The 15947-nt window shown below is 42.0% G+C and carries 10 protein-coding genes and 1 pseudogene; 10 read left to right on the top strand and 1 reads right to left on the bottom strand.

All coding sequences use genetic code 11. The features are described 5' to 3' along the window. Positions 1-177 precede the first annotated feature (177 nt). The 7 genes from PCY08_RS03305 to pyrE all read left to right on the top strand — a co-directional run bounded on the left by PCY08_RS03305 (position 178) and on the right by pyrE (position 9050). The gene (locus tag PCY08_RS03305) at positions 178-879 is read left to right on the top strand and encodes an ABC transporter ATP-binding protein (protein ID WP_000323392.1); all 702 of its coding nucleotides are present in this window, start codon (positions 178-180) and stop codon (positions 877-879) included. A 1-nt stretch (position 880) separates the two neighbouring features. Next, positions 881-3586 (top strand): FtsX-like permease family protein, encoded by a 2706-nt coding sequence (locus PCY08_RS03300; protein WP_301559413.1) that lies wholly within the window; start codon positions 881-883, stop codon positions 3584-3586. A gap of 95 nt (positions 3587-3681) precedes the next feature. Further along, the gene (gene murD / locus PCY08_RS03295) at positions 3682-5034 is read left to right on the top strand and encodes a UDP-N-acetylmuramoyl-L-alanine--D-glutamate ligase (RefSeq protein ID WP_301559412.1); all 1353 of its coding nucleotides are present in this window, start codon (positions 3682-3684) and stop codon (positions 5032-5034) included. Between the two features lies 1 nt (position 5035). Further along, positions 5036-6094, top strand: coding sequence for a UDP-N-acetylglucosamine--N-acetylmuramyl-(pentapeptide) pyrophosphoryl-undecaprenol N-acetylglucosamine transferase (locus PCY08_RS03290; protein ID WP_301559411.1), 1059 nt, complete (start codon positions 5036-5038; stop codon positions 6092-6094). 9 nt (positions 6095-6103) lie between these two features. Further along, positions 6104-7426, top strand: coding sequence for an FtsQ-type POTRA domain-containing protein (locus PCY08_RS03285; protein ID WP_301559410.1), 1323 nt, complete (start codon positions 6104-6106; stop codon positions 7424-7426). A 256-nt stretch (positions 7427-7682) separates the two neighbouring features. After that, positions 7683-8378: an orotidine-5'-phosphate decarboxylase gene (pyrF, locus tag PCY08_RS03280; RefSeq protein WP_045763221.1), complete on the top strand. Its 696-nt coding sequence runs from the start codon at positions 7683-7685 to the stop codon at positions 8376-8378. A gap of 39 nt (positions 8379-8417) precedes the next feature. Next, positions 8418-9050 (top strand): orotate phosphoribosyltransferase, encoded by a 633-nt coding sequence (pyrE, locus tag PCY08_RS03275; RefSeq protein ID WP_045763222.1) that lies wholly within the window; start codon positions 8418-8420, stop codon positions 9048-9050. Between the two features lie 65 nt (positions 9051-9115). On the opposite strand, the pseudogene PCY08_RS03270 reads toward pyrE, so the two are convergent. After that, a pseudogene (locus tag PCY08_RS03270) lies at positions 9116-9426 on the bottom strand (IS3 family transposase); the annotation flags it as partial. 522 nt (positions 9427-9948) lie between these two features. Between PCY08_RS03270 and PCY08_RS03265 the strand changes: the two are divergent. The 3 genes from PCY08_RS03265 (at position 9949) to PCY08_RS03255 (ending at position 15743) form a co-directional block, all read left to right on the top strand. After that, a complete protein-coding gene (locus PCY08_RS03265) occupies positions 9949-10755 on the top strand; it encodes a membrane protein (protein ID WP_045763223.1) in 807 nt (268 codons plus the stop codon). A gap of 21 nt (positions 10756-10776) precedes the next feature. Next, the gene (locus PCY08_RS03260) at positions 10777-12024 is read left to right on the top strand and encodes a toxic anion resistance protein (protein WP_045763224.1); all 1248 of its coding nucleotides are present in this window, start codon (positions 10777-10779) and stop codon (positions 12022-12024) included. A 356-nt stretch (positions 12025-12380) separates the two neighbouring features. After that, a complete protein-coding gene (locus PCY08_RS03255) occupies positions 12381-15743 on the top strand; it encodes a type I restriction endonuclease subunit R (protein WP_301559409.1) in 3363 nt (1120 codons plus the stop codon). Positions 15744-15947: the final 204 nt, after the last annotated feature.

The following is a 15947-nucleotide window of genomic DNA, read 5'->3' as shown; positions in this document are numbered from 1 at the left end:
ATAACAAACTAGAGGAATTGCATCAGAAACATGGTGAGTAAGGCATGGCTATACTGACTTGAATTCAGCGCATCTGAGGACTTTGAAAATCTCTCTAAAGTCTACAGGGATAAGCTTTCTTTCTCTCCTCAAAAGAGTTATAATAAAGATGAAAATAGGAGAAGAGGAGGAGATAGGATGGCTTATATTGAAATGAAAAACAGCTATAAGAGGTATCATACTGGTGATACAGAAATTGTAGCCAATCGGGATGTCAACTTCGAGATTGAAAAGGGAGAACTAGTCATTATCCTTGGGTCATCTGGTGCAGGGAAGTCAACAGTTTTAAATATTCTTGGTGGTATGGATACAAACGATGAAGGGCAAGTCTGGATTGATGGGACCAATATCTCGAATTTCACTTCTCATCAGAGAACTAACTATCGTAGAGATGACGTTGGCTTTGTCTTTCAGTTTTACAATTTGGTTTCTAACTTGACTGCTAAGGAAAATGTTGAGCTAGCTTCAGAAATTGTTGCCGATGCCTTGGATCCTGAGCAGGTTCTCAAGGATGTAGGCTTAGGGCACCGTCTAAATAACTTTCCAGCTCAGCTGTCAGGCGGTGAGCAACAACGGGTATCCATTGCTCGAGCCGTGGCTAAAAATCCCAAAATTCTCCTTTGTGATGAACCAACGGGAGCTTTGGACTACCAGACTGGTAAGCAGGTTCTAAAGATTCTTCAAGATATGTCACGTAAGAAGGGGGCTACTGTTATCATCGTGACCCATAATGCTTCCCTAGCTCCAATAGCTGATCGGGTGATTCAGATGCATGATGCCAGTGTCAAGAGTGTTGTCCTCAATCCTCAACCACAGGATATTGATGATTTGGAGTACTAAGATGAAAAGAAAGACATATTGGAAAGACCTGCTCCAGTCTTTCACAGGTTCAAAGGGACGGTTTTTATCCATCCTAACTCTGATGATGTTAGGTTCTTTAGCCGTGGTTGGTCTCAAAGTAGCCAGTCCCAATATGGAGCGAACAGCTTGGGCTTATCTGAAAGATACTAATGTGGCAGATATGACCGTCATAGCAGATTATGGTCTAGATCAGGCAGACCAGGAAGAATTGCAAACTCTATCAGGAGCAGATGTTGAATTTGGTTATATGACAGATTTGACTCTGGCAAACAGTGAAGATGCCATACGGATCTTTTCAAATACTGAAAAGATTTCAAAATTTCAAGTAACGGAAGGGCGTTTGCCTGAAAAAGAAGATGAATTGGCTCTAGCTGATTTTTGGAAAGATCGTTATCAGATTGGTCAAGTCATTCAGTTGAGCCAAAAGAAGGGCAGCAATTCTCAGTTGAAGCGGGATAGTTATACCATTACAGGCTTCGTCCACTCTCCAGATATTTTCTCAAAAACGGATATGGGGAGTTCAGCCAGTGGTAATGGGAACTTAGCAGCCTATGGTGTCGTAACTGAAGCAAATTTCAAGAGCTCTGTTTACACGATTGCCCGCCTGCGTTTTGCTAGCCTAACAGATGTCAATCCTTTCTCTAGTGATTACGAAAAGAAGCTAGAGGAAGAAGAGGCAACTCTAAAGAACTTAGTTGCTGATAATGGTCAAACGCGGCTAGAAAAAATGAAAAAGGAGGCTCAAGAGTCCCTTGATGAGGGCAAGAAACAATTAGACGAGGCAGAGACCAACTTGACAGCTGGCAAGAAACGCCTACAGGATATCGAGAGTCAGCTTCAGGGTCAAGAGGTTCAGTTAAGCCAACTACCAGAACCACAAAAAAGTCAAGCATCTAGTCAGTTAGAAGAAGCAAAAGAACAACTAAAGCAAGAAAAGGAAAAGCTAAGCCAAGCTGAAACGAATCTGGCGAGCGAAAAGGATAAATGGCAGGCTAGCCAGGATGAGGTCAATACTCTGACAGAGCCAACCTATCATGTCTACAATCGAAAGAGTTCTCCTACTGGCCAAGGTTATCTCATGTATAGTAACTCGGCTATGAGTATTCGTGCCGTAGGAAATATCTTTCCAGTCGTTCTCTATGCCGTTTCAGCCATGGTTACCTTTACCACTATGACACGATTTGTAGACGAGGAAAGGACCAATGCAGGGATTTTCAAAGCTCTAGGCTACCATAGCAAGGACATCATCGCTAAGTTTGTGATTTATGGTCTGGTTGCTGGCACTCTTGGAACCCTACTAGGAATCTTACTTGGACATTACGTTTTGGCACCTACTATTTCGCATATCATTACTGAGCGAATGATTGTTGGAGAGAGTCAGCAGAATTTCTATTGGACCTATAGTTGTTTGGCTCTGGGACTAAGCTTAATAGCTAGCGTTTTACCTGCCTACCTTGTATCTCGCAGAGAACTGCATGAAGAAGCAGCGCAATTATTACTACCTAAGCCACCAGTCAAGGGTTCTAAAATTCTCTTGGAGCGCATAACATTTATCTGGTCACGTTTGAGTTTTACTCAGAAGGTAACAGCCCGCAACATTTTCCGTTACAAACAACGCATGCTGATGACCATTTTTGGAGTTGCTGGTTCAGTAGCCCTCCTATTTGCAGGGCTTGGGATTCAATCCTCTGTTGTAGGAGTGGCCGACAGACAGTTTAAGGACCTGCAACAATACCAGATGATTCTCTCTGTCAATTCTCGAGTTTCTGATTCTGATAAGGCAAAGCTAGAAGAAAAATTGCAGAGTGATGAAGTTGAAAACTATCGTTTGATTTTTTCCAAACAGATTGAGGAAAAGTATGCTGGCAAGGCAGGTGTTCAAACCGTGACCATGATGGTAACGGATCAAGATGACCTAGAACCCTTTGTCCATTTAGAAAAAAATGGGGAAAAACTGAACTTATCAAACGGAGTCATTTTGACAGAAAAATTAGCCCAGTTGGCTGGAGTTTCTGTTGGTGACAACTTTATAATCGATGGGAAAACCTTTAAAGTAGGTGCTATTACCGAGCACTATGTGGGCCATTTTGTCTATATGAATCAGGCAACCTATGAGGAGATATACGGTCAAGCACCCAAGATGAACACCTATCTGGTCCAACTTAAGGATAAAAGTGAAGGGAATACTGAAAGAGTCGCAGGAGAATTTATGGACCAGGCGGCTGTCAGTGGCCTCGTTCAAAATGCCTCCACCATTCAGCTCTTTGAAAGTTTTGCCAATTCTCTGAATCATACCATGGCGATTTTGGTGCTGGTATCGGTGCTACTGGCTATTGTGATTCTCTATAATTTGACCAATATCAATGTTGCTGAACGGATTCGAGAACTCTCAACCATCAAGGTTCTTGGTTTTCATAACAAAGAAGTGACCCTTTATATCTATCGGGAGACCATCATATTGTCACTAATTGGAATGATTGTAGGTCTAGTCTCAGGTTTTTATCTCCATCAATTTCTCATTCAGATGATTGCACCTGGTACCTTCCGTTTTCAACCAAAGGTCGGCTGGGAAGTTTATCTCATTCCAGTTCTAGCTGTCAGTGTCATTTTGACCATCCTAGGAGTTTTTGTCAATCATTATCTCCGAAAGGTAGATATGCTTGAAGCCCTCAAGTCTGTAGAATAGTTGATCGAGGACAAAAACAAATAAGAAAGCCCTTTGTGGCTTTTTTATTTTCATAAAAATGGTAAAATAGTAAGAGTAGAAATGGAGTTCTAGATATGAAACGAATTGATCAATTTGAAAATAAGAAAGTATTAGTCCTAGGTTTGGCAAAATCTGGTGAATCTGCAGCTCGTCTTTTGGACAAGCTAGGTGCCATTGTGACAGTGAATGATGGCAAGCCTTTTGAGGAAAATCCAGCTGCGCAAAGTCTCTTGGAAGAGGGCATCAAGGTTGTCACTGGTGGACATCCTTTGGAATTATTGGATGAAGATTTTGCTCTTATGGTAAAGAATCCAGGAATTCCTTATAGCAATCCGATGATTGAAAAAGCTCTAGAAAAAGGCATTCCAGTCTTGACTGAGGTTGAGTTGGCCTACTTGATCTCAGAAGCACCAATCGTAGGTATTACAGGTTCAAATGGTAAGACAACGACCACCACTATGATTGGAGAAGTTCTGACTGCTGCGGGGCAAAATGGACTTTTATCAGGGAACATCGGTTATCCTGCTAGTCAAGTGGCTCAAACTGCGACAGATAAGGACACGCTTGTCATGGAACTTTCCTCTTTCCAACTAATGGGAATCCAGGAATTCCATCCTGAAATTGCTGTTATCACTAACCTGATGCCAACCCATATTGACTATCACGGTTCTTTTGAAGACTATGTGGCAGCCAAGTGGAATATTCAAAGCAATATGACAGCTGCTGATTACCTAGTATTGAATTTCAACCAGGAATTGTCTAAAAAACTTGCGAAAAAAACAAACGCGACTGTAGTACCATTCTCAACACTTGAAAAGGTTGATGGAGCTTATCTTGAAGATGGTCTTCTTTACTTCCGTGGTGAAAAAGTCATGGCAGCTGATGAAATCGGTGTTCCTGGTAGCCACAATGTGGAAAATGCTCTTGCAACCATTGCTGTAGCTAAACTTCGTGGTGTAGACAACCAAACCATCAAGGAGACTCTTTCAGCCTTTGGTGGCGTTAAACACCGTCTCCAATTCGTAGATCAAATCAATGGGGTTAAATTCTACAACGATAGTAAGTCAACCAATATCTTGGCAACTCAAAAAGCCTTGTCAGGATTTGACAATAGCAAGGTTATCTTGATAGCTGGTGGTTTGGACCGTGGTAATGAGTTTGACGAATTGGTACCAGATATTACTGGACTTAAGAACATGGTCATTCTCGGTCAGTCTGCAGAACGTGTCAAACGTGCAGCCGATAAGGCAGGTGTGGCTTATGTGGATGCGACAGATATTGCGGATGCAACTCGCAAGGCTTATGAACTTGCGGAAGAAGGAGATGTGGTTCTCCTCAGTCCTGCTAATGCTAGCTGGGATATGTATGCTAACTTTGAAGTACGTGGAGATCTTTTTATCGACACTGTAGCGGAGTTAAAGGGATAATATGAAAAAAATAGTATTTACAGGTGGGGGAACGGTTGGACATGTTACCCTCAACCTTTTGTTAATGCCTAAGTTCATCGAAGATGGCTGGGAAGTCCACTATATTGGTGATAAGAACGGAATTGAGCATCATGAAATTCTCAAGTCAGGTTTAGATGTCACCTTCCATTCTATTGCAACTGGGAAATTGCGCCGATATTTCTCATGGCAAAATATGGTTGATGTCTTTAAGGTTGCTTTTGGAATCCTTCAATCGCTCTTTATCATGCTCCGCCTTCGTCCACAAGCCCTCTTTTCTAAGGGTGGATTTGTATCTGTTCCTCCTGTTATCGCAGCGCGAGTATGCAGAGTACCAGTCTTTATCCACGAGTCTGACCTCTCTATGGGCTTGGCCAATAAAATCGCTTATAAGTTTGCGACTAAGATGTACTCTACTTTTGAACAAGCGTCTAGTCTCACTAAGGTAGAGCACGTTGGAGCTGTTACTAAGGTTTCTGGTTCAATTATGGAAGAACCTGAAGAAATGGTGGATATCCGAACTTACTTTGATAGCAAACTACCAACTCTTCTCTTTGTTGGAGGTTCTGCTGGGGCGCGTGTCTTTAATCAATTAGTTACAGACCACAAGGAAGAGCTGACTAGTCGCTACAATATCATCAACCTGACAGGTGATGCTAGTTTAAATGAACTAAGTTCAAACCTCTATCGTGTTGACTATGTGACTGACCTCTATCAACCGATCATGAATATGGCTGATGTGGTCATTACTCGTGGTGGTGCCAATACCATTTTTGAGCTCCTTGCTATGGCTAAATTGCATGTCATTGTGCCACTGGGGCGTGAAGCTAGCCGTGGAGACCAGATTGAAAATGCAGCTTACTTTGTGAAAAAAGGCTATGCAGAGGAGTTGCAAGAGAGCGATTTGACCTTGTCTACTTTAGAAGAAAAGGTAAGCAAGCTTTTGACCCACAAAGAAGACTACAAGAACACGATGAAGAATTCTCATGAATTAAAATCTGTGGCGGATTTTTATGCGCTACTAAAAAAAGATCTATCATAAGGAAAATCGATGTCAAAGGATAAGAAACAAGAGCCAACTCAAGGCAAGGAATTGTCAGAGTGGCAAAAACGAAATCAAGAATATCTTCAAAAAAAAGCTGAAGAAGAGGCCCAACTAGCCAAAGAAAAGGTCCAAGCAGATACCAATAAAAAAGAAGTGGCAAAAGCTCCGGAAGAAGAAAACACTTTATCAGAGTGGCAGAAGAAAAACCGAGAGTATCTGCGCAAAAAGGCTGAAGAAACCAAAGAAGAGCAAGAGTCAGAACTATCCGAAAATACAGAGGAAGCAACTGAAGTAGATCCTAATAGCGAAGAGCAGAAGGATCTTAAAGAAGATGAGTCCTCGCCTGAACTTGAAGAGGAAGCAGCTGAAGCAGAACAAGTGGAAGACCAGGCCGAAGAATCAGAAGCATCAAAAGTAGAAAAGGTAGAAGAAAAGAAGCTTAAGCCTAAGAAAAAGCCTACCAAGCCTTCTATTCCTAGAGTTCATATCTGGCGTGCTGTTACGATTCTAATCCCGAGTTTGCTTGTCTTGTTCTTTTCCATCTATCTCTTGACCCCCTTTTCAACTCTGAAAAACATAGAAGTCACTGGGACTGTAGAGACCAATGCAGACCAAATCAAAGATGCTTCAGGGATTCGTGATAGTGACTATACCTTTAGTCTACTTCTCAATAAAGACAAACATGCTGAGATGATTAAGTCCAATCACTGGATTGAATCTGCTAGCATTCACTATCAATTCCCGACCAATTTCACCATCCAGGTCAAGGAATACGGGATTGTAGCCTATTATGTTTCTGGAGAGGATCATTATCCGATTCTTTCTAGTGGGACGGTGGAAACCAGTCCAGTTAGTCTAGTCAGTCTTCCTGAAACCTATATGTCCGTACTCTTTAACGATGAGCAGCAAGTCAAAACCTTGATTGAACAACTGGCTGAAGTCAGCCCAGAGATTAAGCAAGCTATCAAAACGATTGAATTGGATCCAAGCAGTGTAACCAGTGATCTGCTCAAAATTACCATGTATGATACGGATGAGGTTTTGGTTCCTTTATCAGAACTAGGTAAAAAATTGCCTTACTATAGCAAGATTAAACCTCAATTAACAGTGCCAAGCGGTATTGATATGGAAGTTGGGATCTATAGTTATAGCTTGACGGATAAGGCTTTAGAAGAAGCGAGAATCAAAGCTAAAGAAGAGGAAAAGAAGAAGAAGGAAGAAGAAAAGAAAAAACAAGAAGAGCAAGGGAATCAAACTCAGAATCAAACACAAACTCAAAATCAAACACAAACTCAAAATCAAACAACCCAACAATCACAGAGTCGATAAACTTGAGAACATTCTATCTGCTTGATTGTGAGTCTTGGCTTTAAAGTTCTTCGTATACCAGTTTTTACTTGACAAGTCCCGCTTTAAATAATAGAATAGTAAAAAACCTTTAAAGCAGTCCAGAGAGGCAGCTAAGGTTAGACGGTGAAAGGGTGGATTCTACCCATTTTTCGTGGAACCTTGCTGTTGGCAGGTTCCTTTTTTGTAGTCTTTTTGACGGAAGCTGGGCTGATAAGAAAGATAAGAGGAGAAACGCATGCGTGAAAGTCGCCCAGTCATAGCTCTGGATTTTCCAAGTTTTGAAGAAGCCAAGGAGTTCTTAGCCCTATTTCCAGCAGAGGAAAAGCTCTATGTCAAAGTAGGAATGGAAATCTACTATGCTGTAGGACCTGAAGTTGTCCGTTATTTGAAGTCATTAGGACATAGTGTCTTTTTGGATCTCAAACTGCATGATATTCCCAATACAGTCAAATCAACCATGAAAATTTTATCGAACCTTGGAGTTGATATGACCAATGTGCAGGCAGCAGGTGGGGTTGAGATGATGCAAGCAGCGCGTGAAGGATTGGGAGACAAGGGGATTCTCATAGCTGTTACCCAATTAACCTCAACCTCGGAGGAACAAATGCAAGAATGTCAAAATATCCAAACCAGCCTCCAAGAGTCGGTTATCCACTATGCCCAGAAAACAGCTGAAGCTGGTCTAGATGGAGTCGTTTGCTCGGCCCAAGAAGCCAAGCTTATCAAACAAGCAACTCATGAAGACTTTATCTGTCTGACACCAGGGATTCGCCCAAGAGGGACAGAAGCAGGGGATCAGAAACGGGTAGTAACCCCAGGAGAAGCTTACCAGATTGGCAGTGACTACATCGTAGTTGGCCGTCCGATTACGCAAGCAACTGATCCAGTCGCAGCTTATCATGCTATCAAGGATGAGTGGAACCAAGACTGAAATTAAAGAAATAGATTATAAAAACAAAAGGAGTAGACCATGACACTTGCTAAAGATATTGCTAGCCATCTATTGAAAATTCAAGCCGTTTACCTCAAACCAGAAGAACCTTTTACTTGGGCATCAGGTATCAAGTCACCGATTTATACGGACAATCGTGTGACGCTTGCTTATCCAGATACTCGTAGCTTGATTGAAAATGGTTTTGTGGAAGCTATTAAGGCAGAATTCCCAGAAGTAGAAGTGATTGCAGGAACAGCGACTGCAGGTATTCCTCATGGTGCCATCATCGCTGATAAGATGAACTTGCCATTTGCCTATATCCGTAGCAAACCAAAAGACCATGGTGCTGGAAATCAAATCGAAGGCCGTGTAGCCCAAGGACAAAAGATGGTCGTTGTCGAAGATTTGATTTCAACTGGCGGTTCAGTTCTTGAAGCCGTAGCAGCTGCTAAACGTGAAGGAGCTGATGTTCTTGGAGTTGTGGCTATTTTCAGCTATCAATTACCAAAAGCAGATAAGAACTTTGCCGATGCTGGTGTCAAACTAGTAACCCTTTCAAACTACAGCGAGCTCATCCACCTAGCACAAGAAGAAGGCTACATCACACCAGAAGGACTCGACCTCCTAAAACGCTTTAAAGAAGACCAAGAAAATTGGCAAAATGCTTAAGACATAGAAAATCAGGTAGTCCAAATGAACTGCTCCCTGTCAAGTTGACAATGAATAATAAAAGATTAAGCACGGGCCTTGTTCCTCATTTCAAGAGGGGAAAGGCCCGTGTTGCGCCCTTGAAAACGAAAAGTAGATATCGGCGACAAGTTCCTCAAAAGTCTTATACTTCTTCAACTTGTCACTCTTTGTTTTAAAGTATTCCAAGAAGCGTTTAATTGCAGAATTATCAATACATATATCAGTTCTAGATATCGAGCAGTGGTGATCATCCAGTATTTTCGTGGTGTATACTATGATTCACAATCCCTATGAATCAGCGAGGTTGCGCTTACATTAGGCTTTATAGATTTTCCATAACTAAGGGATTATCATTTGCAGCTCCTTCATTGAATTTAGTGATGTTGATGATATGAGTCTGGTATGATATAATGTTTTCGCCCCCTCAATTTAAGGAAGGGAGGTGTTACATATGTTAGAAACTTTACTCACAGTGTTTCTAGCTCCGTTACTGATTAACGTCTTATCTGAGCTTTTCAAGTTATGGATTAAGAAACGTAAGAAGTAATGGTTAACCCTTTTAGAGGGTAGCAAAAAACCCCATCGATGGCACGGTGGGGCTTTTTTAGTTACATATGCTGTAACCTTACTCACATTGTAGATTAATTTTAACACATAACCCCTGATATTTCAAGCCTTTATTTCACTTTTTTGTAGAACTCACTAGGTAAGCCTGGATTACTAACACTTGTAGTTTAAGTCTATACAACTTAAATAAAACATGAGCTACTGAGTTCCATTATACAATAAAGAAATCAACTCTTTCCTAAGGAATTTCCACCCGCATTTTGGGCTTTTGTGCTAAAATAGACTTATAAATTTAAAATAAGGAATGTTTATGAAATCGGGTAATGGTTTTTGGAAAGGATGCCTCTATTTTTGGGGAGTTTTGTTTTTGCTGGGTCTTCTGATTCAGTATGCGCTACCTCTAGCGATTTGTGTTCTGCTGGGTTATGGTGGTTACCTGTTTTACAGACGTTGGCGCTATCCTCTTTTGAAGGATCGTACTCTCGATGATCAGATTGAACTTTTAAAAGCTCGGATTCGTCAGGCTGATAAAAATATTCAGCAACTAGAGGGAGCCTTGGCTGAAAAGGGTTCAGAATCTTATAAAAATATGGCTAATCAAGTATTAATTGAATTGCGAGAAATTCATCAGGAAGCAGATCGTCTCAAGTTCTATATCGGTGATGATGTGTATAACCGCATTGATAAAAAGGTTCGTACAGTTCGAGCAAACATCAATATTCAGTTAGAACATTTGGAAAGAGAAAGTCAAGTGGATCTTGAAAAAGCAGAGCCAGAGGAATTAGCCCCTGAATTATCCCAGACCTTGGCCAATATTGCTATTGACCATCAGGCCATTTTAGACAAGATTGCTACTTCTGCTGAGGGGGATAAGGAAGAGTTGACTGCCATTCATAGTTTGAAGATGGAGAAATTCCAAACGATTTTAGAAGGCTATTTAAAGATTAAGGCCAATCCTAAAAACTATAATCGAGCAGAAGAACGTTTGCAACAAGCTAAAGCAGCTATCGAACAATTTGACCTCGAGCTGGACCAAGTGTTAAGAGAGCTTAATGAAACAGATATGCGTGATTTCGATATCAGTCTGCGTATCCTAGAAAAAGATCGTAGAGAATAGGTTAGAAATAAAGGAGTAACCATGACAGAATTTAATTTTGATATTGACCAGATTGCCAATAATGCGGTAGCTAAGGTGGACAAGACAACTCAAATCATCGAGACCAATACTGGCTCAGACAAGACCTTGACCTTCCTTGAGAAGTTGAGCCTTGAACAGCAAGAAGGAATCAAGGCGCGCGTGCCCCAGTTAGTAGATCAGTTTGTCACCAATCAAAATGCCCTTTTGGATTTTGGACAATCTGCTGTAGAAGGTGTGAATAATACGGTCAATCGTATCTTGTCAGAACAAAAGAAACTGCAGATTCCCCAAGTGGATGATCTACTTAAGAATACCAACCGTGAGTTGCAAGGCTTTGTCGTCAAATACAAGAACGCTGAAATAGCTGAGTTAGAAGAAAAGCCAAACTTTTTGCAACGATTGTTTAACAAGAGCAAGAACACGCTACAAGAATTTTACTTTGACTCAAAAACGGTGGAGCAAAAACTCGATGGCATGGCTGCCGCAGTGGTTAAGCAAGAAGATGTCTTAGCTCGAAATATCGTCTCTGCTGAGATGTTGATTGAAGACAATACCAAATCCATTGAAAATCTAGTGGGAGTGATCTCCTTTATCGAAGCCAGCCAGACAGAAGCTGGCAATCGCGCTGCAGAACTGAAAGCTCAAGCTGATCAACTCGATACAAGTACGGTAGAATACCAAACCAAGTCTCAAGAATTGGCCCGCATGGCTGAAGTGGTCAATACCCTCGAACAACAACACACAGAGTATGTCAGCCGTCTTTATGTAGCCTGGGCAACAACACCTCAGATGCGTAATCTTGTGAAGGTGTCATCTGATATGCGCCAAAAATTGGGTATGCTTCGTCGCAATACCATCCCGACAATGAAACTTTCGATTGCCCAACTTGGTATTTTGCAACAATCAATGAAATCAGGTGTCGTGGCAGATGCCATTGTCAATGCTAACAACTCAGCCCTTCAGATGCTAGCTGAAACCAGTAAGGAAGTGATTCCGCAGATGGAACGAATTGCCCAAAGCCCGACAGTAGCTGTCGAATCGGTTACCAAATTGGCTGAAAGTCTGGTCGCTCAAAACCAAGGTATCGTCGCTGCTATTGAATTGGGCCGCCAGAAACGTGCCCAACTAGAAACAAGCATCGTCAAGTCCGCAGAAATGATCAATGATTCTGTCAAACTACGCGATGAGAAAATCGTCCAAGCCCTTTTAGACCAAGGAAAGGCTGCTCAGAAAGAAGTACAGGAATAACACACAAATCCCCTGTAAGCCTAGCTTGCAAGGGATTTTTCTTTGTCTAGGAGTACCTTGCCCTTCCTCGACAGTTACCAGCAAGCAAGTTTACTCTAAAATAGAGATAAAACCATGGTAAGCCTTTTCCCAACAAGGCTTTTATGCTACAATAGAAGGAAGTAAAGGTGTTGTTTTTCAATCTTATCAACACCTTGGATGAATGAAAAGGAAGAGTCCCTATGGTTTTCAGATTTAAGCAAATAACTAGCTTGCATATATATATATATATAAATAAACTCACGTTTTCATACCCATTTTCAAAACCTACCAATGTTTTTGGTAGGCTTTTTGCGTTGTAGAAATGGGGTGTGAAAATGGCTTACACTTTATCAAAAGAATTAGAACAAGAACTCATCGTTTCAGCGCCTGAGTTACGGCCTAGTTATGCTGCCATCGTAGAATACCTAGAAGCTATCAACCAGAAAGAAGCATCTGGAAGCAATTCTCAGGAACTCCAGAACCAGCTTGCTATTCAGCTGAGACGTTTAGAAGATTTGGTGCAGGGCTATATCCAAATAAAGAAGAATCCCCATCACTACCTAGATGCAGATAAAGACCTGACAGCAGCCTATCAAGCCATAAAAGGTACGGAGCAAGCCCTTCTGGAAAAATTGCAACATCTCAACCAAGTAGCCTTGCAGGATTTCCATATCAGCCAGAGACTCTCTCCTAAAGACGAGACTGCTATCCCTGTAGCAGGTAAACCCAAAACCAAACAGGAATTGGCTATCGAGCGGGATTTGATTAATCAGCTGACAAAGGGAGAAAGTCAGTGGGTGTATCGACCTGAGTTAAATACAGAAGACCTCCTATGGGGAAACTTTTTTGCCAAGCTGGAAGCCAATAATGTCCGCATTTTGCAAGACCATCCCCTTACAAATTCAGAGAAAAATCAAATCAAAAACCAGCTCAATTTTGTCAACTTCTATGAAGCAGCCAAGTGGATAGCAGGGGAAAATGGCATTGCCAAGGTGCAGGTTCAACGTGAAGATGCCAGTCTAGGCACCATTCGCTTGGAAGTTTTGTGGAGAAACAATGTCGCAGGTGGCAAATCCAGCTATGAGGTTGTCAACCAAGTCATCACAGGCGGAGAAGGGATTCGCCAGCGTCGTGGGGATGTGACTTTGTTAATCAATGGTCTGCCAATGATTCAGATCGAACTAAAAAGCCGTTCTCATCCTTACATGGATGCCTTCCGTCAGATTAAAAAATACGACCAAGAAGGACAGTTCAGAGGCATTTTTTCAAGTCTTCAGATGTTTGTCGTCTCTAATGTCACAGACACTCGCTACATCGCAGCTGCCAAAGCCAACAAGCTAAATGAGCGCTTCTTGACCAAGTGGGTCGATAGTGAAAATAGACCTCAACCTCAACTATTTGACTTTGCAGAGTCTGTCTTGTCGATACCTAGAGCCCACGAGATGGTCATGCAGTATTCTGTCATCGATGATGACAAGAAGGCCTTGATTTTATTGCGTCCCTATCAGGTACATGCTATTGAAGCTATCCGTGAAGCTAGTCGCAAGCGCCAATCAGGCTATATTTGGCATACGACTGGTTCAGGAAAGACCTTGACATCCTATAAGGTTTCGCGCAATCTGCTTCAGATACCATCCATTGAGAAGACAATCTTTGTGATTGATAGGACAGACCTCGACCAGCAGACGACCAGTTCTTTTCAGTCTTACGCAGAGAACGATATGATTGATATCGACGAGACCGATGATACACAGGAATTGGTTAAAAATCTAGCTTCTGATGACCGCCGTGTCGTTGTGACGACCATCCAGAAAATCAATGCTATGATTCGTCAGTTTGATGAAGGCCGTCACCAAAAGGTTTACAATCGTATCAAGCAACTCAAACTAGCCTTTGTCGTCGATGAATGCCATCGCGCAGTGACTCCTGAACGCCAGCGCCACCTAGAGCACTTCTTTACCAATTCTCTCTGGTATGGGTTTACAGGAACGCCTATCTTTACAGAAAATAAACGTGAACAAAAAGGAGACCTTGCTCAGACGACCGAAGAGCAGTACGGTGACTGTCTCCACCAATATACCGTCAAAGAAGCCATCCATGACAAGGCGGTTCTTGGCTTTAATGTGGAGTATCAGACAACCATGCCTGGTTGGGCAGAAGATGAGATTGACGAGGAGCGTTATGATGACGAAGGCCACATGCTTGCAGTTTTAGATGCTATTCTCAATCGCTCAAGACGCAAACTCGGTTTCCAAAATGGAGTAGGAAAAACTTATGAAGCCATTTTGACCGTCAAAAGCATTGCCCGTGCGCAGGCCTATTATAATCTGATTAAGCAAGTCAAAAATGGAGAAAAGTCTTTAAGCATTTCGGAAAATGTTAAAAAGATCTTGCCAGACTTTCCTAAGGTTGCCATTACCTACTCTGTGACAGAGAATGAAGCAGACTCCTATGTCAACCAAGCCTATATGGAGGAGAGCTTAGAAGACTACAATGCCATGTTTGGCACCCACTTTGGCCTAGCAACTATTGCTTCCTACAATAGCGACCTTAACGACCGTCTGGCCCGTAAGAAAGAACGCTTTGCCTTCCGTGAGGAACAGTTGGACCTGGTTATCGTGGTGGACCGCTTGTTGACAGGCTTTGATGCCCCTTGTCTATCGACCCTGTTCATGGATCGCCAGCCCATGAAACCCCAGCATATCATTCAGGCCTTTTCACGAACCAATCGCCTCTTTGATGAAGGCAAGAAATTCGGCCAAATCGTTACCTTCCAAACGCCTGACCGCTTTAAAGAAAAAGTGGATGAAGCTCTGAGCCTCTACTCAAATGGTGGCGAAACCAGTGTCTTAGCCCCAGAATGGCAGGAGGAGAAGGCCAAGTTTATGGAGAAGGTTCATCAACTACTGGCTATCGCTCCAAGTCCAGAGCAGGTGCCTGATTTGGATACAGCGACAGATGCAGAATTAAAACGCTTTGCCAAGGCCTTCCAAGAATTTGACAAGCTCCTATCTTCTATACAAGTCTATTCGGACTATGATGAGAAAGTCATTCTCAGAGAAATTGGACTCAGCCTAGAAGACATCGAGAACTTTGCCGGCCAATATCACAATGTCATCGAAGAACTCCGCAGACGTAGACCAGAAGACCAAGGAGATGAAGGCGTTCTCGTAGATATAGAGTATGAACTCGAATCCATCCGCACCGACGAGATAAACTATCACTATATCCTCTCTCTTATCCAAGCCCTAGTCGAAAATCGGGAAAACCTCATCGGTAAAAAGGAAAAGAGCCTAGTAGATAACTATATTGAAGATTTGAACAAATCCAATCCCAAGTTATCCAGCCTCATCTCCAAACTCTGGCAGAATGTCCAAGCTGATGCCAAGAGTTATCAGGGACAGTCTGTAACCCATAAGTTGGATGAGATGATTGAGCTAACTACCCAGCAAAAGATTCGTGAAACGGCAGATTATTGGCAGATAGGAGAGGATGAACTCCAGTTCGTAGTGGACAACTACCGCATCGGACGAGATAAGCAAAATGGTGAAAAAGCCATCACAGAATCTCAGGACTACCTCGCCTATAAGGAAGCCCATGGAGACGAGGCACTACCAAAACTCAAATACAAAAAAGCCCTCAAAGAGGCCTATATGCGCATGATTTCAGAGGATATCTTACCGCTAAGGGGGAGATAGGTTTATTTGATGTTCTGATTTGCTAGATGTTTAACTTTATCTTGTCAAATCAGACCTTCTATTGTTTCAAAATAGGCAAAATTGAATAATAGAATGGTATATCTGTCTATCTAAAGTGTAAAAATGGCCAAAATTGAACAATAGGAATGAAAGGTGGACGTCCTAAAGTGCAAAAATAGGTAAAATTGAAGAATAGAAATCAAA

Origin of the sequence: Streptococcus sp. SO4 (assembly GCF_030440055.1) — a bacterium.
Classification (GTDB): Bacteria; Bacillota; Bacilli; order Lactobacillales; family Streptococcaceae; genus Streptococcus; species Streptococcus nidrosiense.
This window is presented reverse-complemented; position numbering and strand designations above follow the sequence as displayed.